Origin of the sequence: Pseudomonas sp. BIGb0381, from assembly GCF_024809815.1 — a bacterium.
Lineage (GTDB): Bacteria > Pseudomonadota > Gammaproteobacteria > Pseudomonadales > Pseudomonadaceae > Aquipseudomonas.
Map to the genome: position 1 here is coordinate 43750 of NZ_JANUEN010000002.1, position 19772 is coordinate 63521.

Genomic DNA, 19772 nt, shown 5'->3' on the forward strand with positions numbered 1-19772 from the left:
CCCGCTCACTACAACAGCTGTTCTACCGCAGCAAACGCGGCGGTGCGGCGCTCCTCCCAACTCCCCTTGATGACCACCACCGCCTGTCGATGCGCCTGCATCCACGCCAGGCTGTCCTGGAAAAACGCCTGGCGGTCGGCCAGTTCCGGTTGGCAGCGTTGACCGTCGGCGGTCCATTCCACATCATCCGGCGACAGCAGCAGGTGCAGGTCGTACTGCCGGGCCAGCAGTTCGTCGTCGAGCCATGCCGGGTAGTCGCCGAACAGGGTCTGGCTCCACAGTTTATTGGTCAGCAGGTGCGTATCGAGAACCAGCAGGTGCGGCTGCCGGGCGCGGGCGGCATCTTCCCAGGCCAGTTGGCCGTGGGCGATGGCTGGAATATCCGCCAGGGTGGTGTCGCGCTGGTGATGGTCCATGAAATCGCGCACGTATTCACGCACCATCAAACCGCCAAAATGCGCGTGCAGCTCGGCGGCCAGCCAGCTTTTACCGCTGGATTCGGGGCCGGCCAGTACGACCACCTTCATGGTTGCAACGCCGGGTCGGCGCGCCATTCACGCCAGCCTTGCACGGCGATCACGGTGAATAGGGCATAGAGCGCAGCGGTGAGATACAAGCCCTTGTAGAGGAACAGCCCGACGAAAATCACATCCACCGCGATCCACAGCGGCCAGCATTGCACGCGTTTCTGCGCCATCCACATTTGCGCCACCAGGCTGAATCCGGTGAGGGCGGCGTCGAGCCAGGGCTGGGCGGCATCGGTCCAGTGCGCCATCGCAGCGCCCAGCAGCAGGCTGCCGACCGCGCCGATGGCCATGCTGGTCATGATTGCGGGCCAACCCAGGCGGGTGACCTGGCGCCCTTGCCTGACCTCGCCGGCGCGGGTCCACTGCCACCAGCCATAGACTTGCAAGGCGGCGTAGACCACCTGCAGCAGCATGTCGGAATAGAGCTTCACGTCATAGAACACCCAGGTGTACAGCAACACCATCACCAAGCCGATGGGCCAGCACCAGGGGTTCTGTTTGACCGTCAGCCAGACAGCGATCACCCCCAGGGCGGCGGCGAACAGTTCAAGCCCGGACATGGCAGTTCCTTGGGAGAGTGGGAGAGGGCGGGGATTGTAACCAGAGGCCAGCAATCTTCAAAACACAGTAGGGCAAATGTGGGAGAGGGCAAGCCCCTCCCACATTTGGAGCGGTGTTAGACCTTGAACTGGCGCAAGAGGCCGTCGAGCTGCTCGCTCAGCCCGCGTAAGTGCACGCTGGCCACGTTAGACTGTTCCGCCGCCAGCGCGGTGCTGTGGGACAAGCTCGCAGCCTGGGTGACGTTTTGGTTGATGTCTTCCACCACATGGGCCTGTTGCAGGGTGGCGCTGGCAATCGAGGCATTCAAGCCGTTGAGGTTGTGCAGGGCCTGGCCGATGGCGGTGAGGCTGGCACCGGCCTGGCCGGCTTGTTCGATGGTCAGTTGCGAGGCGCTGTGGCTGTCGCTGATCACCTTGACCGCGGCTTCCGAGTGACCTTGCAGACGCTCGATCATCGCCTGGATCTCGGCGGTGGATTTTTGCGTGCGCTGGGCCAGCAGGCGGACTTCATCGGCCACCACGGCAAAACCACGGCCTTGTTCGCCGGCGCGTGCCGCTTCGATGGCGGCGTTGAGCGCCAGCAGGTTGGTCTGGTCAGCGATGGAGCGGATCACTTCCAACACACCACCGATCTGCGTGCTTTCGCTGGACAAGGTGCGGATCACTTCCACGGCCTCGCTGATGGTGGTGGAAAGCTGGTCGATCTGCTGCAGGCTACTGTCGATATTGACCTGGCCTTGCTGGGCCTGAGCCTGGGCGTCGCGCATTTCGCTGGCGGCGTGTTCGGCGTTCTTGGCCACGTCCTGCACACCGTAGGTGACTTCATTGATGGCGGTGGCCACCAGTTCCATCTGCTGGGACTGTTGCTGGCTGCGGTCATGGGCCTGGGTCGCGTTGTTGCCCAGTTCCGTGGAGGACTGGCCCAGGGCGTTGGCGCACACCTGCAACTGGCTGACGACCTGGCGCAGCTTGGCAGTGAAACTGTTGAAGTGTTGGGACAGCTGGGTGACTTCGTCGCGACCGTCGGTGTCGAGGCTGCGGGTCAGGTCGCTTTCGCCGCTGGCGATATTACCCATGGCGTTCACTGCGTCCTGCAAGGGGCGCACGATGCTGCGGGCAATCAGCGATACCAGCAGGGCCATTACCACGGCGATGCCCAGACCGATAAACGAGGCCTTCCACACCTGGCTGTTGAACTCGGCCTGCACATCGTCCACGTACACGCCGGAGCCGATGATCCAGCCCCAGGGTTCGAACAACTGGATATACGAGGTTTTCGCCACCGGCGCATCGGCGCCCGGCTTCGGCCAGCGGTAGTTGATGATGCCGGCGCCCTTGGCCTTGGCGAGGATCACGAACTCGTTGAACACGGCAAACCCGTCGGGATCGCGGATGGCCGAGAGGTTCTGGCCGTCCAGCTTCGGGTTGGCCGGGTGCATGATCATCACGGGGGTGAGGTCGTTGATCCAGAAATAGTCGTCGTGGTCATAGCGCAAGCCGCGCACCGCGCTCAGGGCTTGTTTTTGCGCGGCTTCGCGGGTCATCACCCCGGTGGTTTCGAGGCTGTGATAAAACGTCAGGATCCCGCTGGCGGTCTGGACCACGTGCTGGGTCTGCTGGCGCTTGGCCTGGTAAAGGTCGTCGTGGATCTGCTTGAGCATCAGCAAACCCAGGGCCATCAGCATCAGCACGGCGACGATCAGGATCAACCAGAGGCGTCGGCTGATCGACATATTACGCAAACTGTTCATCGTCCTGTCACTCCGGGCTTTTTATAATTGTGGGCGTCGCATCGACTTTTACGCCTTGTCTGATAGGCTTTCGGCCTGAAATCGCAAAACCTGAGTACTGCCTGATTTTTCACAGAATTTTTGCAGACCGGCATTGACCCATGGTCAACACCGGGCCTTCAGTGCGCTCGTCAGTGAACCATTAAAAGATTGATAAGGCATGCCACAGGGCATGACCTTTGGGGGAAGCATGGATTTTTGGACAGCCATTCAGGCATTGATTCTTGGCGTAGTGGAGGGGCTTACCGAGTTCCTGCCGATCTCCAGCACCGGACACCAGATTATCGTCGCCGATTTGCTCGACTTCGGCGGCGAACGCGCCATGGCGTTCAATATCATCATCCAGCTGGGTGCGATCCTCGCGGTGGTCTGGGAATTCCGGCGCAAGATCCTCGATGTGGTCACCGGTTTGCCGACCCAGCGCAACGCTCAGCGCTTCACGGTCAACCTGCTGATCGCGTTCCTGCCGGCCGTGGTGCTGGGGGTGATCTTTGCCGACCTGATCCACCATTACCTGTTCAACCCGATCACCGTGGCCACTGCGTTGGTGATCGGCGGCGTCGTCATGCTGTGGGCCGAGCGCCGCGAGCATGAAGTGCACGCCGAAAGCGTCGATGACATCACCTGGAAAGATGCGCTCAAGGTCGGTTTTGCCCAGTGCCTGGCGATGATCCCGGGTACGTCGCGCTCCGGCTCGACCATCATCGGCGGCCTGCTGTTCGGCCTGTCGCGCAAGACCGCCACCGAGTTTTCGTTCTTCCTGGCCATGCCGACCATGGTCGGTGCGGCGGTGTACTCGGGCTACAAATACCGCGACCTGTTCCAGCCGGCGGACCTGCCGGTGTTCGCCATTGGCTTCGTCACCTCGTTCATCTTCGCGATGATCGCGGTCAAGGGCCTGCTCAAGTTCATTGCCAGCCATAGCTACGCGGCATTTGCCTGGTACCGTATTGCGTTCGGCCTGCTGATCCTGGCGACCTGGCAATTCGGTTGGATCGACTGGGCTGCGGCCAAGGCATGATGATTCAACACCCACGCCTGAAAGCGGCGATTTTTGTGCTGCTGTGCACGGCGCCGCTGCTGGGTTCGGTGTTGGTGTGGCTGCGCGGTGAAACGGTACTTCCGTTGGCGGCCTATGGCGTGGTCAGCGTGCTGGCGTTCTTCCTGTATTGGAGCGACAAGCGCAAGGCCCTCACCGACAGCTGGCGCACCCCGGAGAACATCCTCCACGCCGTGGAGCTGGCGGGCGGTTGGCCGGGGGCATTGATTGCCCAGCAGGTGTTCCGGCACAAGACGCGCAAGGTGTCTTACCAGGTGCTGTTCTGGGTGATCGTGCTGTTGCACCAGGTGTTCTGGCTGGACCAGTTGTTCCTCGGTGGCACGCTACTGTCAGTTCTCTAGCAGCAAGCCGATCTGCGTGCGCTTGGGCAGTTTGCTCACCACCAACTGGTGGGAGCGCTGCAACAAGCCGCGCAGTTCCTCGGCGCCCAGCGGGTAGGGCGTGTTCATGAAGATCCACTGCGCGCGTGCCAGGTACGGCGCCGGGTGGATGCCAGGGCGGTCCACATGGCCGAGGAACAATTCCTTGTCGACCTTGAACGCCAGCGAATCACCGCGCAGGTTTTGCAGGGCGAACATCTTGTTGCCCGCTATCGAGAACACCCGCACGCCACCCCATTTGTAGTCTTCCCGCGCGCCGGGCAGGCTCAGGCAGAAACTCGCGACTTGTGCTTCGGTCATCTTCATAGCAAGCGGTCTCCGCAGCTCTTAAAGCCTTCTTCCAGGTAATCGATCCAGGCCCGAATCGCCGGCAGCACGCCACGGCGATGCGGGTAGACGGCCTGGAGCCAGCCGCCCGGCAACGACCATTGCGGCAGCAGTTGCACCAACCGACCGTTGGCCAGTTCCTCTTCGCAGTACATCATCGGCAGCACGGTAAAGCCCAGACCCATGACGGCGCTGGCCTTGCGCACGATGAAGTCGTCGATGCCCAGGCGGGCTTCCATCGCCAGATCGTGTGGGTTGCCCTGGGGGTCAAGGATGCGCTGATGCACCAGGCGATCCGCCTCCAGCGCACCGAGTATCGGCAGTTGCTTGAGATCGTCGAGGGTGCTTACCTGGCGACCGAGCATGAAGGCGGGGCTGGCGACCAGCACGGTCTGGGCCTGGCGCAGGCGCTTGGTCACCAGCAGCGGGTCTTCGTCACCAAGCTCGCGCACTCGCAGTGCCACATCGATGCCTTCGGCGACCAGGTCGACGCGGCGGTTGACCAGGGTCATCTCCAGCTGTACCTGGGGGTTGGCGGCGAGAAATCCGGCGACCAGTTCTGGCAGGAAGTGCTGCGCCAGCCCCACCGGGCATGTGACCCGCAGCCGCCCGCGGGGTTCGCTGGACATGCTGGCCACCGCCTCGTCGGCCATTTCCGCCTCCAGCAGCATCGCCTGGCAGTGGCGCAGGTAGCGCTCGCCAACGGCGGTCAGGGTCAGTTGCCGCGTGGTGCGTTGCAGCAGGCGCGCGCCGAGGCGCTCTTCCAGTTCGGCAATGCGCCGCGACAGCCGCGACTTGGGAATGCCCAAAAGCCGCCCGGCCGCCGCGAAGCCGCCGGCTTCGACGACTTTGGCGAAATAGTAGAGGTCGTTGAGGTCTTGCATGGTCAGCCTATTGTCCTGTCAGTGGGACAAACTATCGCAATTCAGGCGACTTATCGACTATTGGTTTCATGCGTAGCATCACCACCATCTGATCGCCACTGTCGATCCCACACTCGGAGATCCACCATGAAACTGTTGCACATCGATTCCAGCATCCTCGGCGACAACTCGGCTTCCCGTCAGCTCAGCGCTGGCGTAGTCAAGGCCTGGCAAGCGGCCGAGCCGGGTGTGGAAGTGACCTACCGCGACCTCGCCAGTGAAGGCATCAACCACTTCTCCGGCGCGACCCTGGGCGCCCTGGGCACCGCCGCCGAACTGCGTGACGCCGCACAACAGCACGAGGCCGACCTCAGTGCCAAGACCCTGGCTGAATTCCTCGCCGCCGATGCCGTGGTATTGGCTGCGCCGATGTACAACTTCACCATTCCAACCCAATTGAAGGCCTGGATTGACCGCATCGCCGTCGCCGGTCAGACCTTCCGTTACACCGAAGCCGGCCCTGAAGGCCTGTGCGGTAACAAGAAAGTCATCATTGTTTCCACCTCCGGCGGCCTGCATGTTGGCCAGGCAACCGGTGTTGCCCACGAGGAATACCTGAAAGTGATGCTGGGCTTCCTCGGCATTACCGACATCGAATTCGTACGCGCCCACGGCCTGGCTTATGGTGATGAAGTACGCAGCAAATCCATCAGCGACGCGAACGTACTGATCAACGAACAATTGTTCGCCGCTGCGTAAGGCTTGTGTAAATTTCGCCTCTGCTCGGTTTCTATCTGAAGCCGGGCGCCTAAACTCTGTATTCTGGTCGTCTTGAAGCGACTGGCGTACGGAGTTTTTTCGTTTACCCGCTGTCATTACCTTGGCCCAGGTTATGCACGCATGGGTTTATCACCCAGTGTGAGTACCTTGAGCCATGGACTTTTCAAATAGACATGCCGCGGGTGTTGAACGTGGTCACGCAGCAAAGGTGGACATCCTCATGATGCGTCTTTGTGCCGTTATGGTTCTTTCCCTGCTCGGCGGCCTGATTTCAGTGCACGCCGCGCCTGCGCCGCACCCCCATTGGAGTGTGGGCTTCCATCGCATGACCTTTCTCGACCCGCTGGATCTGCAACCGATGAAAGCGGTGGCGTTCTACCCGTCCACCGACGATGAACACAGCACACAACTGGGTCCCTATCACGTCGCGGCTACCGAAGATTCCAAGATCGCCATTGGCCGCTTCCCGATGCTGATGCTGTCCCATGGCAACACCGGTACGCCGTTGGCTCTGCATGACCTGGCCACCTCCCTGGCGCGTAAAGGCTTTGTGGTGGTCGCGGTATTGCACCCCGGCGATAACTACAAGGACCACAGCCGCCTGGGCACGGTAAGTAACCTGTACGGCCGGCCGATCCAGATTTCCGAAGCGATCACCGCGACCTTGGCTGACCCGATGCTGTCGCCATTCGTCAACGTCGATCAGGTGGGCGTTATCGGCTATTCGGCCGGTGGCGAAACCGCGTTGATCCTGGCGGGAGCCAAGCCGGATTTCGATCGCCTGCGCCGCTATTGCCAGGAACGCCCCGAAGATCGCGATGCCTGCACCACCAAAGGTGAACTGGTGATGGACCGTGACGACCTCCAACCACAATCCGACCCGCGCATTCATTCGTTGATGTTGATGGCGCCTTTGAGCCTGATGTTCGGCCGCCACACCCTGGCGGATGTGCACGTGCCGGTGCTGCTCTACAGCGGCGACGGCGACAAGCTGGTGGCGGTAGACAAAAACGCCGCCGCCCTGGCGCGCAAGCTGCCGGAACCACCGGACTTCAAGTTGCTGGCGGGGGCAGGGCACTTCGTGTTCATGGCGCCGTGCGACAGCGACCAATTGGCCGCGATGCCGGCGATCTGCACCGATGCCGACGGCGTCGACCGTGAAGGCATCCACCGCGACCTGATTTCCGAAGCCGGGCGTTTTTTCACCCACACCCTAGGCCAATCTACCCGCGCCGGCTTGCAGACCGCCGATCAGTAAGCGCGGCGCTTGAGCAGCAAGGTCACGCCCAGCGCCGTGACCGACAACAGCGCCGCGCAGAAGAAGATCCAGCTGTAACCCAGGTTCAACGCCACGGCACCCATCAATGGCCCAGCAATCGCCAGGGCCAGGTCGAAAAACACCGCATACGCACTCAGGCCCGCACCGCGGCTGCTGTTTGGCACCTGTTTGATGGCTTCCACGCCCAGTGCCGGGTACACCAGCGACAAACCAAAGCCGGTCAGCCCCGCACCGATCAAGGCCACGCCGGTGGACGGCGCCAGCCACAGTAACGTCAGGCCCAAGGTCTCGATGATCATGCACGCAATCGCCGCCCTGAAGCCGCCAAAACGGCTGATCGCCGAGATGAACACCAGCCGCGAGACGATAAAACACACGCCAAACACCGTGAGGCAGTACGCCGCGCCGACCCAGCCGCGATTGAGGTAATACAGGGTGATAAAGGTGGTCAGGGTGCCGTAGCCGATGGACGCCAGGCACAGGCTGGCACCAAACGGTGCGATGCGCCCGAACACCGCCCAGAACGGCAGGCGCTCGCCGCGCACCACCGGCACCGAGGGTTTGTTGCGGATCAGCACCAGGCCCAGCGCCGCCAATACCGACAGCGCGATACCCAGGCTGGTGTAGCCATATTCGGCGACCATCACCACTCCGAGCGGCGCGCCGATGGCGATGGCGCCGTAGGAGGCAATGCCATTCCACGAAATCGATCGCGCGGTATGTTCGGCACCCACCTGGCCCATGCACCAACTGATGGTGCCCACGCCGATCAGGCCCTGGGCCACGCCCAGCAGCAGCCGGCCGGCAATCAGAATCCCCAGGCTCAGGCTGGGCAGGCTGTCCACCAGGGTGGCGAAGAACGTCAATACACCGCTGATCAGGATCCCCGCCAGCCCCAGCACAATCGCGCGCTTGGTGCCGACGTTGTCGGACATGCGTCCGGCCATGGGACGGCTGAGCAGGGTTGCGAGGTACTGGGAGCCAATGGTGATCCCGGCCACCACCGCGCTGAAGCCCAGTTGCTCATGGACATAGCCCGGGATTACCGCAATCGGCAGGCCGATGCAGATAAAGGCGATGAAGGTGTAGAAGACGATGGAGACGATCTGCAGGGTGATCGACAGTGAACTGGGGGCGGCGGCAGACATGGGCACTCGTTCGCGGGCGGGCGGTGAGCGCATCATGGCAAGGGCTTGGGGGAAAAGGAAGCAGGCTAACTACTTTGACTGAGAAACCGGCTTTTGTGGCGAGCCCGCTCGCCACAAAAGCCCGCTCGCCACAACGAGCCTGTTCCCCACAGTTTCAGGTCACTACTTTTAGAACACCACGCCTTGGCTGCGCAGGTAGTCGTCGTAGGTACCGCTGAAGTCGATCACGCCGTTGGCGCTCAACTCGATGATGCGGGTGGCCAGGGACGATACGAACTCACGGTCATGGCTGACGAAGATCAGCGTGCCCGGGTAGTTCTCCAGCGCCAGGTTCAGCGCCTCGATGGATTCCATGTCCAAGTGGTTAGTCGGTTCGTCCATGATCAGCACGTTCGGCTTTTGCAGGATCAGCTTGCCGAACAGCATGCGGCCTTGCTCACCACCGGAGATCACCTTGACTGACTTGAGGATCTCGTCGTTGGAGAACAGCATGCGCCCCAGGGTGCCACGGATCACTTGCTCGCCTTGGGTCCACTGGCCCATCCAGTCGAACAGGCTCATGTCGTTTTCGAAGTCACTCGCGTGATCCTGGGCGTAGTAGCCCAGTTCTGCCGCGTCGGTCCACTTGATGCTGCCGGCATCTGGAGTCAGTTCGTTGACCAGGGTGCGCAGCAGGGTGGTCTTGCCGATACCGTTCGGGCCGATGATCGCCACACGCTCGCCGGCTTCAACCTGGAAGCTGAAGTCCTTGAACAGCGGCTTGCCGTCGAAGCCTTTGGCCATGCGCTCGACGATGACCGCCTGGCGGTGCAGCTTTTTGGTTTGTTCGAAACGGATGAACGGGCTCACGCGGCTCGAAGGCTTGACCTCGGCCAGCTGGATCTTGTCGATCGCCTTGGCACGGGACGTCGCCTGCTTGGCTTTCGAGGCGTTGGCCGAGAAGCGGCTGACGAAGGATTGCAGCTCGGAGATCTGCGCTTTCTTCTTCGCGTTGTCCGACAGCAGTTGCTCGCGGGACTGGGTCGCCACGGTCATGTACTCGTCGTAGTTGCCCGGGAACAGGCGCAGCTCGCCGTAGTCCAGGTCAGCCATGTGGGTGCACACGCTGTTCAGGAAGTGACGGTCGTGAGAGATGATGATCATCAGGCTGGAGCGCTGGGTCAGGATGTTTTCCAGCCAGCGGATGGTGTTGATGTCCAAGTGGTTGGTCGGTTCGTCGAGCAACAGCACTTCCGGGTCGGAGAACAGCGCCTGGGCCAGCAATACACGCAGTTTCCAGCCGGGGGACACTTCGCTCATCGGGCCGAAATGCTGTTCCAGGGGAATGCCCAGGCCCAGCAGCAACTCACCAGCACGGGATTCGGCGGTGTAGCCGTCCATCTCGGCGAACTCGGTTTCCAGCTCGGCCACGGCCATGCCGTCGTCTTCGCTCATTTCCGGCAGCGAGTAGATACGGTCGCGCTCGGCCTTGACCTTCCACAGCTCTTCGTGGCCCATGATCACGGTGTCGAGCACGGTGAATTCTTCGTAGGCAAACTGGTCCTGGCGCAGCTTACCCAGGCGCACATTCGGCTCCAGCATGACCTGGCCACCGGACGGATCGAGGTCGCCGCCGAGGATTTTCATGAAGGTCGACTTGCCGCAACCGTTGGCACCGATCAGACCATACCGGTTGCCGGCGCCGAACTTGACCGAGACGTTCTCAAAGAGCGGCTTGGCGCCGAACTGCATGGTGATGTTAGCTGTGGAGATCAATTACTTTACCTATCAATGGGTTGCGAGCGTGGCGGCAGGAGCCTTCAGGCATGCATCAACAGCGACATCAAGGCGCGAAACCCGGTCGCTGAGCAAAAAATGGGGGATGTGTGTTGGAATTTGGCGCGCATTGTCGCATATGTGAGGCGACAGTTGTATGGCGGCCGACGAGGGATATTCAGCGCTCTGAATGTGGCAAGCCATTGCTGGTGCAGGTCGGATGCCTGCTTGACGTACTCCGAGCTCGTTGGCGGCGGGAAAATGGAAGGTGTTTCCAGCACCTGACCTTTGCTTTTTTTCCGGCGCTCAGCTTATTTCCCTGGCGAATAGAGGGCTTGCAGGGGGCTATCATTCAACAAAACGAAGCGCTCAATAGATCGTATTGGGCCAGTGATCGTGCTCGTACATCTTCGCTATCTGGTCTGCTTATTCCAGCGTGAAGGGGTCAACCTCCTTTTTGTTGCGCTTGGGTAGGGGAGCGTTTCACTGCGCCGGCTGCCGTTCCACATAAACCGGATGCGGATCGATCCGTCGTTGAGTTGTTCTGCTGCTGACATGTGTGGTCCTGGCCGCGCGGGGTGGCGGAGAGTAGCCCACCGGTTTCCGGCAGGCTTATTCAGAGGGGAAAGGGCTACATCAAGGAGGCAACATATGCCCCTGCGGTTTGCTGCCGCATATCCTGTCGCGTTTTAAGATTGATGAAGCCCAGCCGAAGCAATGGCGCGCCGGTGATGACCAGTTTTGTGACTGTCGAGCGCTCGACCTTTAGCGGCGCGGCGATGTGGTTTTCTGTAGGCATGAGGAGTCCTTGCCGGGCCATGCCCGGCGGTGGAGTAGATTGATTTGAACTGCTGATTCCATCAGGTGCCGAAACAGCTACCACCCAGAGGACATAGCGATGACTAAGGAAAAGAAGAAAGAGCCCGAGCAGGAAACCCCGGCGCACTCCACCGAGGAAGAGCGCGAACGCTTGAAGGACTTCAACAAGGACGGAATTCCGCCTGGTTCAAGCTGATCGTCAAGCAGCGCGTGCTTGGCGCTGTTCTGTTCGCCGTGCCGTCCTGACCTGGGCCATTCCTCAGGTTGCCGGTGCCGAGGGCAAGCGCTCCGCTGCGGTGCTGCCGGCTGCCTGTTACGACATCACCAATTGGGATAATGATGGCAAGCCGGAGTCGACCCGGTACTGGTGGCGCTCAGGGATCCGCAAGACATTGGATGACCAAGTGAACGAGGCGCTCACTGCCGCTCAGGAACTGCTCGACGCAGAGGGATTAATCGAAGGTTGCGCGGCGTAGCAAAAAGCCGTTGCAACGAGTGAGAAAGTGAGAGAAAGATTTATCCATCCTGTCAATCTTGCGCATAAGGGATTGATATTAGAGAGCCTCGTCACTGGACGGTTTTTTTTCGTCCGCTCGTCGAGGCAGAAGCACTTTCTGTCTAATTAATCCCTCCCAGTTATACGCGCAACCCCGCGCTACAGACAGGAGATGATTTATGGTGGATGACAATAATGGTCCTGCAGCGGCATATCCGGGACCAAAAGAGGAAGTGCCTGAGACGGGCGAAGGTCATGACTCCGGTCTTGAGCAAGCTGAGTCCGAGCCCAAGCAGGGTACTGGTGAGAGTCCAGAGGATTGGAATCCGCCGCCTGGAAACCCAGGATCGGATCAGGACGCTCAGAATGATCGCAGCAACGGCGGCGCTAAGTAGTCTTCAGCGGTTAAAAGTTAAAACACAGAGCCCGGCCATCGGCGGGGCTTTTTGTGTCCGATTAGCTATAGGCGAAATTGGTTAACCATTCGGTTCAGTTCAGCCGCCAGCTTCGACAGTTCCGAACTGGCTAACGCGGTCTGGTTTGATCCTTCAGAGGCCTGGCTCGACAAATCGCGGATACTGACCAGGCTTCGATCCACTTCCCGGGCTACTTGAGCTTGCTCCTCGGATGCTGTGGCAATCAGCACGTTGCGTTCCGTGATGTCGTCAATGGTTTCGGTAATTTCCACCAATGCCGAGCCAGCACCACGCGCTGTGTCGAGTGTTTTTTGTGCTTGGATGTTGGTATTGCTCATTGCAGAAACGGCGGCTCCAGTGCCTTTCTGAATGGACGTGATCATCTGTTCGATCTCGCTGGTTGAAGTTTGCGTTCTATGCGCGAGCGCTCGGACTTCATCGGCTACCACAGCGAATCCGCGGCCTGCTTCTCCTGCCCGGGCGGCTTCGATTGCAGCGTTGAGTGCAAGCAAATTAGTCTGTTCGGCGATGGCCCTGATGACGTCTAGAACCTTACTGATGTCGGTAGCCATCACCGCGAGTCCTTGAACCTCATTGGATGCGTCTCCCACGCTTGAGACCATCAGGCTAATCGCTTCGACGGTTTCATCCACCCGTGCGCGGCCGGCAATAGCCGCCGAATTGGAGCGTGTAGCGGCCTCAGATGCCGCAGAGGCATTTCGGGCGACTTCTTCAACTGCAGCGCTCATCTCGGTAACAGCCGTAGCGGCCATTTCCACCTCGTGGCTCTGTTGCTGCATGCCGGTATTCGCGTTTTCGGTTACGGCATGCATTTCCTCGGATGTTGATGCCAGCTGGCTGGATGAGTCGGATATCGACAGAAGTGTGGTTCGCAAGTTAGCCTGCATCGCTTTCAACGCCTGCATCAGCCGCGCTACTTCGTCGGTGCCTTGCACATCAATCACTTCGCTAAGGTCGTTTTTCGCGATCCGCTCAGCGATGGCCAATGACCGATTCACCGGGGTGGTGAGGCTTCGGGTGTACATGAAAGCAAGGACGATCGCAGCCAGCGTACTCACCAAAATGAAACCGCCGACGATCAGTTTGCTTTGTTCATAAATACGCGTTGCATCTTTGCCAGCATTCATTGCTTTATTGTTATTGAGTTCGGTCAGGTTCTGAAGAACGGTGTTTACGCCATCCGCCTCAAACTTCATTACCTCGCTGGACAGCTTGACTGCATCCTCGAATTTTCCGGCACCTGTAAGGGCCAAATATTGCTCCTGAACGACCTCATACGTGCTGTAATCTTTCGCCAATTCCCCGATAAGCTGTTTGCCCTTAGCCGTTACGATGAGCGGTTGGAGTTTCTGAATAAGATCCTTAAAACTTCCGCGCGATGTTTGGACCTCTACAAGCGCTTGAGCTCTGCGCTCGGCAGGCTCAATAGGGTTACGCAATCTCGAATTATTATTTCGAATGCTTAAAAACTCGCGGTCCATCTTGGCGAGTATCGAAATGCTGGGCACCACGTTGTTTTCTACAAACTTTTCAGCGTCGTTCAAGCTTGATGCCTGGATGAGAGCTACCACTCCCAACCCAATAATCATCGAGCAAAAAAAACCAAAGCTAAGTGCGGAGCGTGGGGCGATATTGAGTTTGCGCAGAATCATACTGATACCTCTTCATGATCCCATACTATCGGCAGCAAACTGAGCAGCAGCAGCCCGTTCATCGCTGCTACGCATTCTATTGCTACAAGTACGAAGGCATTTGCACCTGTTTCTAGCGTCTGCATATGCAGACGCTTTTCTTTGCCGGTTCCTTTCGACGGACGCGACCGACCGAGCCATGGACAGCGCCGATATCGGCACGTTGAAGCGCCTGAACGGACTGCTGAACCAGGAACGCGCAGCCAGTAAAGAGGCCGAGTCCCGCGCCGATCAGTTCGCCAAGGAACGCAACGACCTTGCCGCCGCAGTAGGCCGCATGGAAGGAAAAATCGAAGCCCTCACCAGTCAGGTTGGCCAGCTCACCGAGCGCGTCACAGAGCAAAGCGAAGAGATTCACCGCCTGTTGTTGGATCAATCCGAAGCTGGTGAGGGTTCTTGCTTCGGCTTGCTCTTGCTGAGAACGAACCACACAGCTAAACAGATGAGCCCGCCGCCGTACAAATGCGCGGCCGAAAGATGTTCATCAAGGAACATCACACCCCACAGCACGCCGAAGGGAGGGATTAGGAAGGTTACGGTCAGCGAACGCACCGGCCCGATATCCGCGATCAAGCGGAAGTACAGAATGTACGCACACGCAGTGCAGATGAAACCCTGCGCAACCAGTGCTATCCATACCTCTGGGTTACCCCAGCTCGCCGGTGGGTTTATTGCGGTGGAGATTCCGAAAAACGGAACGAGAAACAGCGTCGCGCCAATCTGACTACCAAAAGCTACGAGTTTCGCATCAAGCCCACCCTTGTCAGCTACCCATCGTTTAGTCAGAAATCCTGCTGCACCATAGCAACTGGTGGCGACTAAACATGCCAACGCGCCCATGACCACGTTCATTGAAAGTGTGACGGGGCCGGTGCTGGTCAGCAACGTAATGCCCATAAGCCCGATCAAAACGCCGACACCTTTTTTCAGTGTCAACGAATCGCTGAAACACATCCAACCGATCAAGACGCCCATCATCGGTGTGGTCGCATTGAAAATTGCTGAATAGCCGGCAGGTAACAGCAGTGCCGCCACGCTATACATCAAAAATGGGATGCCCGAATTGATAACGCCCAATACCATGATCTGCTGCAGCTTGCCTTTGAAGTCGACTTTGGTTTTTAAAATGGCAAGAATGACGGCCAAGCCAATAGCACCCAACAACACGCGAAAAAATGCAGTCGGCAATGCGCCCAAAACAGGAGCCGAGATGCGCATGAAGAGGAAGCTGGCGCCCCAGATCGCCGCCAGAGCAAGTAGTCGAACATAATCGGATAATTTCATGGGCTGCCTTCAGCGCTGTTCGTTAACTCAAAAATGACTCGAGAATTGCATAGCTAATGCCGCGCAATCCAAGAATTTATTGGAGTGGTTAAGGGGAAAAGGCCAGCTATACGGAAGCCATGGTGGACTTCTCTAAGTTTGGAGTCTCATCGTAAGAATCTTCGAAATGTGCTCGCACTCCGATTCTTGCTGCCGAAAATGTATGTGCGTTTGGGCATCACGCCTTTCGGCGTCTGATGGATGAGTACTGAGCCAAAGGCGCAGTTATAGGTGGAAATCGCCCGCAGCCTCCGGCTGGTAAAGCACTTTCTTGATCTCAATCCGGCGGGTCCGATCAGAAATTCGCCAGTCGATGGCATCTCCCTCCTGATAGCCAAGGATGGCGGCGCCTATATCAGAAGACACGGAATGCTTCCCTGCATTGCTGTCCGCGTCTTCAGGGTAGACCAACGCCACTTCGAGCTCTTCGTCGTCCAGTTGCAGCAAAGCCCTAGAGTTCATCGTGATGACATTGCACGCCACCTGCTGCGGCTTGACGACAATGGCTCGTTCAAGCTCATGTTCGAGCTCAACAACCGCCGAGCCTTGCTCGAACGCGATTAGACCGTAGAGCCTGGCCTTGTCGATTTCAGTGATGTAGATCCTACTGGAGTCGCCACCGGCTCCTTCGCGTAAGAACTGGAGATAGCGTTCCTCCGTCATGGACAATGATTTCAATGTCGGCGTTTCGCTCTCAAGCATAAAGCCGCTGCGCAAAAAGGCTTTTAGCGAGCGCGAATTGTCCGGGTGAATCTTGGCGATGAGCTTCTCGGCCCGCATGTCGAGGAAAGCCAGTTTCATGCCTTCGCGGATCGTGCGGGCGCCTAGGTTTCGGCCCCATTTGTCGCTGTCTCCGATGACCAGGACTATCTCGCAATTTGAGCCGGTCTTGACCAGACGGACAAAGCCCACCGGGGCGTCATGCCGGTCATAGGCCATAAAGAATCTGCCGCCCCGGTTGAATAGATGGGTCAGGATCGGCAACTGAGTTCGATCAATGGCTTGCTCGATGGAGCGGGAGACATGACGCGAATCGCTCAGGTAGCAGGTGACGCGCTCATCCTCTAACCAATTCATTAATGTCAGCGCATGCGCCCGAGTAATTTCAGGGCAGAGCGAAATGAAAGGCCTGTTCATCTTAACCACTCTTATTTGTAAAGGATGGAAGGCCTTCATGGATATGAACATGGCGGCTCTTCGGCAACCGGGCATTTTAAGATATACCGCGAGTAATGGCGAACAGCCTAGAGAGTTTGAAGAAACCATCGTTTTGCCGAGCCCATGCCCAAACCAGTCAAGCGCTCAAGGCTCGATGAAGCCGACTACATTCGGAATGATCAGCGCTGTATCGTTCTGTCCCTCTCTTCCGTAATGCAGTGGATGCTGAACGGCACCACGCATAGAGAGATGCCTAATTTTTGGGTGGCAACTTCATACCAACAGGCGTTCTGATCGCCGCATAAAGCCGACGCTGCTTTGCAGGTCGGATGCCTGCTTGACGTACTCCGAGCTCGTTGCCGGCGGGGAAATGAAAGGTGTTTCCAGAACGTTGCTTTCGCTTTTTCCGGCGACCCGTGTGTTTCCTGGCGAATCTCAACGCATGCGTGGCGGGATCGTTGATTGCGTCGCGCCGAACAACCGCGGCTGCATTTTCAGCCTTGCACCTTCAGCCACGCACGAATGCGCGTTCGGGCATTGGCGTAAGGAGACGAAGTATTGAACTGAATCATGCGGCCCTTGGGCCATTTTCCGTACCAGGCGCTGCCATAGAGTTCATCGTCTGACCTTGCCGTGATCGTCGCCGCGAGCCGTGTTTTTGCTTCTACCAGGCGGGCAATCAGTTCGTGCCATTCGAGTGCGTTGTGATCTGCATAAAACTTCTGTGCCAGCAGGCCGAGCTGGTTCCATTTGAAGCCGATCTCAGGAAACTCAACCGGTTCACCCCGGTCGTCGCGGTCCAGCCATTTCAGGACCAACTCGTTCCATCCAATCAGGTAGGCCACAAGATCGGCCGGACTCATGGTGGTACCGTCGACATGACCCTTCAGTGTGGCTTCACGCGCACGATCAGGCGCAACCTTGGCCAGATCGCTCATCAGCGTGTTGAAGGTCGTCGTAATGGCCGCAAGCAATTCTGCCTTGGAGGCTGGAACAGCCATGAGTTCCTCCTTCTATCTGCTCTTACGACTGGCACGGAGGGTATGGAAAACTCAGGTTTCCCGAAGCGTTGAGATCAGTCTCGACGAGGCCCCCCGCGCTCAGTAAGTGGTTGCGATCGCCTGCGCGAGCTGCATGTCGGTCATGGGGCGCGTGTGAGGGTCCGAGCGGTAGTGTAGAGATGCCTGCTCAAACTGAGCGCCGCGAATTTCGCCCTCGGAGCCAATGAATGCAAGGGCATCATCCTTCGCTTTTTTCATTATTGAGGGCGAGTAGACCGTAAATGCCGTGGTCCCGCCGAGGATAATGGTCGGGAACAGGGTGGTGGCGCTCAGCGCTCTCTCGACCGGATTCTCCACATACCATGCCATAGCGTTGGTGCTGATCGATGCCATGAGGGCGATTGCCAGCGTCTTCCATGAATTCATTCTTCGATGCTTCCATTGCGGTCGAAGGACGCACGATAACAGAGTCGGCTGAGCGCCAGAAACTCGGCCCGTCAGCAATTAAACACAGGCGCATAACGCTCTTCGCGTTTCTTGAAATGAATCGGGGCCATAGGGACTTTTTCACCGTTGACGAATATGTCCGGGAAGGTGAGCGTGAAATCATTCATATCGCCTTGACCCAATGCTGTTCCTTTGAACCCGTCGTGGAATGTTTTCCTGGGGTCGAAACCGGTCTTGAGTTGTTCAATGGTGACAGGATAACTTTGCCCATTAGCCAGCGTGACCGTGACAACGGGCGATGCCGCGCTGACCCAAAGTGCCGGGGCGGGCTGTTTGACGGCTGCTGTGCGCTGCACCGAGGTATTAGATGGGTAGAGCCGCCCGAACAGGCGCAGTTCAGCTGCGGTTGAGCGCTGGTTGCCCGGCCAACTGGAGGTGCCGGGTGGCGCCACATAGACCAGCACATGAACCCAGTTGAGTGCTTCTGACAGCGGGGCATAGCTCATCGCCGCTTTCGGGCCGGGGCAGGTGCGCGAAAGCAGGGCGTTGCTGCCCACCGTCGACTCCGGATGCAGATAGGGCCCCGTGCTGCATCCTGCAAGCAGAAGCAATAGCGGATACAGGATGTTTTTCTTCATAGGGGCAACTCCATTTGCTGTTTGGGTTCGGCGCACAGTATCGCTTATATCAGGCGGCAGATGCGTGGGGCGCGAAGATGGGCTTCGCCAGCGTCTCCGGCATCGCCAGCCATAACAGCGCCAACGCGACGAAAGCCACACCGGCCAGGGTGAGGAATGCTGCGTTGTAGCCCGCCTGTTGCACCACGAACCCGGCCAAGCTGCTGCTCAGTGCCGCGCCCAGGCCAAATACCGTGGACAGCGCGCCCAGGCTGACGTTGAAACGCCCGGTGCCCTGGGTCAGGTCCTTGACGATCACCGGGAACAGCGCGCCGAAAATCCCCGCGCCGATACCGTCGAGCATTTGCACAGCCACCAGCCAATAGGGATCGCTGGACAGGGTATAGAGCACACCACGCAGCGGCAGAATCATGAAGCCGAACAGCAGCAGCGGTTTGCGCCCCCACACGTCGGCCTTGCTGCCCACCAGCCAGGCCATCGGCACCATCACCAATTGTGCGGCGACAATACACGCCGAGGTCAGCGGTGTGGCCATCTGCAGGTTGATCTGCGAGAGCTTCTGGCTGACCAGCGGCAGCATGGCTGCATTGGCCAAATGGAACAGGGCGCAACAGATGGCGAACAGCAACAGCGGGCGGTTCGCCAGCAGCACCTTAAGCCCGGACGGCTGCTCGTGATCGGCCGCGTGGGCGGGGTCGAAGCCCCGCGCAACCTCATGGTCGATAGCCTTGGCCGAGACACAACTGACCGCGACGACACTGGCCACCGCCATAAAGGCCATCAGGTAGAACACCACCACGGGCCCAAACAGATACGCCAGGCCACCGGCGAGCAGTGCAGCCACAGCGTTGCCGGCATGGTTGAAGGTTTCATTGCGCCCGGTGCGGCGGGTAAAGGCACGTGGTCCGGTAATGCCCAGGGAAATCGCGGAGATGGCCGGAGCGAACACCGAGGCGGCCACGGCGCTGGCCGCCTGGGTCAAGGCAACGAGGCTGAATGAACTGACGAAGGGCAGCAGCAGGCAACTGCCCGTCACCAGCAGGGCGGCAATGGCAATCACTGCGCGTTTGCTGTGCGTGCGGTCGATCAGTGCGCCCGCCGGGCCCTGGGTGATCAGTGCGGCGATACCCGCCAGGGTCATGACCACGCCGATACTGGCGGGGTCCCACTTGTGCACCGCCAGCAGGTAGATGGCCAGGTACGGGCCAAGGCCGTCGCGCACATCCGCCAGGAAAAAATTCAGGCTGTCCAGGGACAGGGTATTACGCAGGTCGGAGGCTCTGGCCATGGCGC

The 19772-nt window shown here is 59.0% G+C and carries 19 protein-coding genes and 2 pseudogenes; 5 read left to right on the plus strand and 16 right to left on the minus strand.

The annotated features are described in order from the left end of the window. Positions 1 to 8 precede the first annotated feature (8 nt). From M2397_RS06570 to M2397_RS06580, 3 genes are all read right to left on the minus strand, one after another. Complete coding sequence (locus M2397_RS06570) at positions 9 to 527, minus strand: AAA family ATPase (RefSeq protein ID WP_259242469.1); 519 nt, start codon at positions 525 to 527, stop codon at positions 9 to 11. Then, positions 524 to 1087 carry a nicotinamide riboside transporter PnuC gene (gene pnuC, locus M2397_RS06575; protein ID WP_131696494.1) on the minus strand — a complete coding sequence of 188 codons (564 nt, stop codon included), beginning with the start codon at positions 1085 to 1087 and terminating at the stop codon, positions 524 to 526. The genes M2397_RS06570 and pnuC overlap by 4 nt, the downstream gene beginning before the upstream one ends. Positions 1088 to 1203: 116 nt before the next feature. After that, on the minus strand, positions 1204 to 2838 hold the full coding sequence (locus tag M2397_RS06580; protein ID WP_145338826.1) for a methyl-accepting chemotaxis protein: 1635 nt from the start codon (positions 2836 to 2838) through the stop codon (positions 1204 to 1206). A 229-nt stretch (positions 2839 to 3067) separates the two neighbouring features. Between M2397_RS06580 and M2397_RS06585 the strand changes: the two genes are divergently transcribed. Further along, the gene (locus tag M2397_RS06585) at positions 3068 to 3898 is read left to right on the plus strand and encodes an undecaprenyl-diphosphate phosphatase (RefSeq protein WP_145338827.1); all 831 of its coding nucleotides are present in this window, start codon (positions 3068 to 3070) and stop codon (positions 3896 to 3898) included. Next, entirely contained in the window at positions 3895 to 4278 is a 384-nt protein-coding gene (locus M2397_RS06590; RefSeq protein WP_131696492.1) for a DUF1294 domain-containing protein, read from the plus strand. Before M2397_RS06585 ends, M2397_RS06590 begins: the two co-directional genes overlap by 4 nt. Here the strand turns inward: M2397_RS06590 and M2397_RS06595 are convergent. Both M2397_RS06595 and M2397_RS06600 read right to left on the minus strand, forming a co-directional pair. Next, positions 4267 to 4623, minus strand: a complete 357-nt coding sequence (locus M2397_RS06595) for an MmcQ/YjbR family DNA-binding protein (protein ID WP_259242470.1) — start codon at positions 4621 to 4623, stop codon at positions 4267 to 4269. The genes M2397_RS06590 and M2397_RS06595 overlap by 12 nt on opposite strands. Further along, positions 4620 to 5528 (minus strand): LysR substrate-binding domain-containing protein, encoded by a 909-nt coding sequence (locus tag M2397_RS06600; protein WP_131696490.1) that lies wholly within the window; start codon positions 5526 to 5528, stop codon positions 4620 to 4622. The genes M2397_RS06595 and M2397_RS06600 overlap by 4 nt, the downstream gene beginning before the upstream one ends. A gap of 126 nt (positions 5529 to 5654) precedes the next feature. On the opposite strand from M2397_RS06600, the gene M2397_RS06605 reads away from it, so the two are divergent. Continuing rightward, positions 5655 to 6266 carry an FMN-dependent NADH-azoreductase gene (locus M2397_RS06605; RefSeq protein WP_131696489.1) on the plus strand — a complete coding sequence of 204 codons (612 nt, stop codon included), beginning with the start codon at positions 5655 to 5657 and terminating at the stop codon, positions 6264 to 6266. A 241-nt stretch (positions 6267 to 6507) separates the two neighbouring features. Beyond that, positions 6508 to 7545: a dienelactone hydrolase gene (locus M2397_RS06610; RefSeq protein ID WP_184742025.1), complete on the plus strand. Its 1038-nt coding sequence runs from the start codon at positions 6508 to 6510 to the stop codon at positions 7543 to 7545. On the opposite strand, the gene M2397_RS06615 is transcribed toward M2397_RS06610, so the two are convergent. The 5 genes and pseudogenes from M2397_RS06615 to M2397_RS30400 form a co-directional block, all read right to left on the minus strand. Beyond that, a complete protein-coding gene (locus M2397_RS06615; protein ID WP_131696487.1) occupies positions 7539 to 8714 on the minus strand; it encodes an MFS transporter in 1176 nt (391 codons plus the stop codon). The genes M2397_RS06610 and M2397_RS06615 overlap by 7 nt on opposite strands. A 168-nt stretch (positions 8715 to 8882) precedes the next feature. After that, positions 8883 to 10469: an ABC-F family ATPase gene (locus M2397_RS06620; RefSeq protein ID WP_074846575.1), complete on the minus strand. Its 1587-nt coding sequence runs from the start codon at positions 10467 to 10469 to the stop codon at positions 8883 to 8885. 631 nt (positions 10470 to 11100) lie between these two features. Further along, on the minus strand, positions 11101 to 11268 hold the full coding sequence (locus M2397_RS06625) for a hypothetical protein (protein ID WP_167655195.1): 168 nt from the start codon (positions 11266 to 11268) through the stop codon (positions 11101 to 11103). A 976-nt stretch (positions 11269 to 12244) separates the two neighbouring features. Continuing rightward, a complete protein-coding gene (locus M2397_RS30395; RefSeq protein ID WP_371921007.1) occupies positions 12245 to 13126 on the minus strand; it encodes a methyl-accepting chemotaxis protein in 882 nt (293 codons plus the stop codon). Continuing rightward, positions 13100 to 13873: pseudogene (locus tag M2397_RS30400) on the minus strand (MCP four helix bundle domain-containing protein); the annotation flags it as partial. The gene M2397_RS30395 and the pseudogene M2397_RS30400, both read right to left, overlap by 27 nt. A 136-nt stretch (positions 13874 to 14009) precedes the next feature. On the opposite strand from M2397_RS30400, the pseudogene M2397_RS06635 reads away from it, so the two are divergent. Further along, a pseudogene (locus M2397_RS06635) lies at positions 14010 to 14276 on the plus strand (chemotaxis protein); the annotation flags it as partial. Positions 14277 to 14284: 8 nt separating this feature from the next. Here the strand turns inward: M2397_RS06635 and M2397_RS06640 are convergent. The 6 genes from M2397_RS06640 to M2397_RS06665 all read right to left on the minus strand — a co-directional run bounded on the left by M2397_RS06640 (position 14285) and on the right by M2397_RS06665 (position 19767). After that, positions 14285 to 15196 carry a DMT family transporter gene (locus M2397_RS06640; RefSeq protein WP_259242473.1) on the minus strand — a complete coding sequence of 304 codons (912 nt, stop codon included), beginning with the start codon at positions 15194 to 15196 and terminating at the stop codon, positions 14285 to 14287. Between the two features lie 264 nt (positions 15197 to 15460). Next, positions 15461 to 16423, minus strand: a complete 963-nt coding sequence (locus tag M2397_RS06645; RefSeq protein ID WP_259242474.1) for a bifunctional GNAT family N-acetyltransferase/nucleoside diphosphate kinase regulator — start codon at positions 16421 to 16423, stop codon at positions 15461 to 15463. A 464-nt stretch (positions 16424 to 16887) separates the two neighbouring features. After that, the gene (locus tag M2397_RS06650; RefSeq protein ID WP_131696482.1) at positions 16888 to 17394 is read right to left on the minus strand and encodes a ClbS/DfsB family four-helix bundle protein; all 507 of its coding nucleotides are present in this window, start codon (positions 17392 to 17394) and stop codon (positions 16888 to 16890) included. A 99-nt stretch (positions 17395 to 17493) separates the two neighbouring features. Continuing rightward, complete coding sequence (locus tag M2397_RS06655; RefSeq protein WP_131696481.1) at positions 17494 to 17820, minus strand: DUF2388 domain-containing protein; 327 nt, start codon at positions 17818 to 17820, stop codon at positions 17494 to 17496. A gap of 71 nt (positions 17821 to 17891) precedes the next feature. Next, the gene (locus M2397_RS06660; RefSeq protein ID WP_259242475.1) at positions 17892 to 18479 is read right to left on the minus strand and encodes a hypothetical protein; all 588 of its coding nucleotides are present in this window, start codon (positions 18477 to 18479) and stop codon (positions 17892 to 17894) included. A 49-nt stretch (positions 18480 to 18528) separates the two neighbouring features. Then, positions 18529 to 19767 (minus strand): MFS transporter, encoded by a 1239-nt coding sequence (locus M2397_RS06665; protein WP_145338632.1) that lies wholly within the window; start codon positions 19765 to 19767, stop codon positions 18529 to 18531. Positions 19768 to 19772: the final 5 nt, after the last annotated feature.

What these genes read in the sequence shown, in the direction of transcription:
- M2397_RS06570 (WP_259242469.1), bottom strand. Translation starts at nt 527, where the DNA reads ATGAAGGTGGTCGTACTGGCCGGCCCCGAATCCAGCGGTAAAAGCTGG.
- pnuC (WP_131696494.1), bottom strand. Translation starts at nt 1,087, where the DNA reads ATGTCCGGGCTTGAACTGTTCGCCGCCGCCCTGGGGGTGATCGCTGTC.
- M2397_RS06580 (WP_145338826.1), bottom strand. Translation starts at nt 2,838, where the DNA reads ATGAACAGTTTGCGTAATATGTCGATCAGCCGACGCCTCTGGTTGATC.
- M2397_RS06585 (WP_145338827.1), top strand. Translation starts at nt 3,068, where the DNA reads ATGGATTTTTGGACAGCCATTCAGGCATTGATTCTTGGCGTAGTGGAG.
- M2397_RS06590 (WP_131696492.1), top strand. Translation starts at nt 3,895, where the DNA reads ATGATGATTCAACACCCACGCCTGAAAGCGGCGATTTTTGTGCTGCTG.
- M2397_RS06595 (WP_259242470.1), bottom strand. Translation starts at nt 4,623, where the DNA reads ATGAAGATGACCGAAGCACAAGTCGCGAGTTTCTGCCTGAGCCTGCCC.
- M2397_RS06600 (WP_131696490.1), bottom strand. Translation starts at nt 5,528, where the DNA reads ATGCAAGACCTCAACGACCTCTACTATTTCGCCAAAGTCGTCGAAGCC.
- M2397_RS06605 (WP_131696489.1), top strand. Translation starts at nt 5,655, where the DNA reads ATGAAACTGTTGCACATCGATTCCAGCATCCTCGGCGACAACTCGGCT.
- M2397_RS06610 (WP_184742025.1), top strand. Translation starts at nt 6,508, where the DNA reads ATGATGCGTCTTTGTGCCGTTATGGTTCTTTCCCTGCTCGGCGGCCTG.
- M2397_RS06615 (WP_131696487.1), bottom strand. Translation starts at nt 8,714, where the DNA reads ATGTCTGCCGCCGCCCCCAGTTCACTGTCGATCACCCTGCAGATCGTC.
- M2397_RS06625 (WP_167655195.1), bottom strand. Translation starts at nt 11,268, where the DNA reads ATGCCTACAGAAAACCACATCGCCGCGCCGCTAAAGGTCGAGCGCTCG.
- M2397_RS30395 (WP_371921007.1), bottom strand. Translation starts at nt 13,126, where the DNA reads ATGCAGGCGTTGAAAGCGATGCAGGCTAACTTGCGAACCACACTTCTG.
- M2397_RS06640 (WP_259242473.1), bottom strand. Translation starts at nt 15,196, where the DNA reads ATGAAATTATCCGATTATGTTCGACTACTTGCTCTGGCGGCGATCTGG.
- M2397_RS06645 (WP_259242474.1), bottom strand. Translation starts at nt 16,423, where the DNA reads ATGTTCATATCCATGAAGGCCTTCCATCCTTTACAAATAAGAGTGGTT.
- M2397_RS06650 (WP_131696482.1), bottom strand. Translation starts at nt 17,394, where the DNA reads ATGGCTGTTCCAGCCTCCAAGGCAGAATTGCTTGCGGCCATTACGACG.
- M2397_RS06655 (WP_131696481.1), bottom strand. Translation starts at nt 17,820, where the DNA reads ATGAATTCATGGAAGACGCTGGCAATCGCCCTCATGGCATCGATCAGC.
- M2397_RS06660 (WP_259242475.1), bottom strand. Translation starts at nt 18,479, where the DNA reads ATGAAGAAAAACATCCTGTATCCGCTATTGCTTCTGCTTGCAGGATGC.
- M2397_RS06665 (WP_145338632.1), bottom strand. Translation starts at nt 19,767, where the DNA reads ATGGCCAGAGCCTCCGACCTGCGTAATACCCTGTCCCTGGACAGCCTG.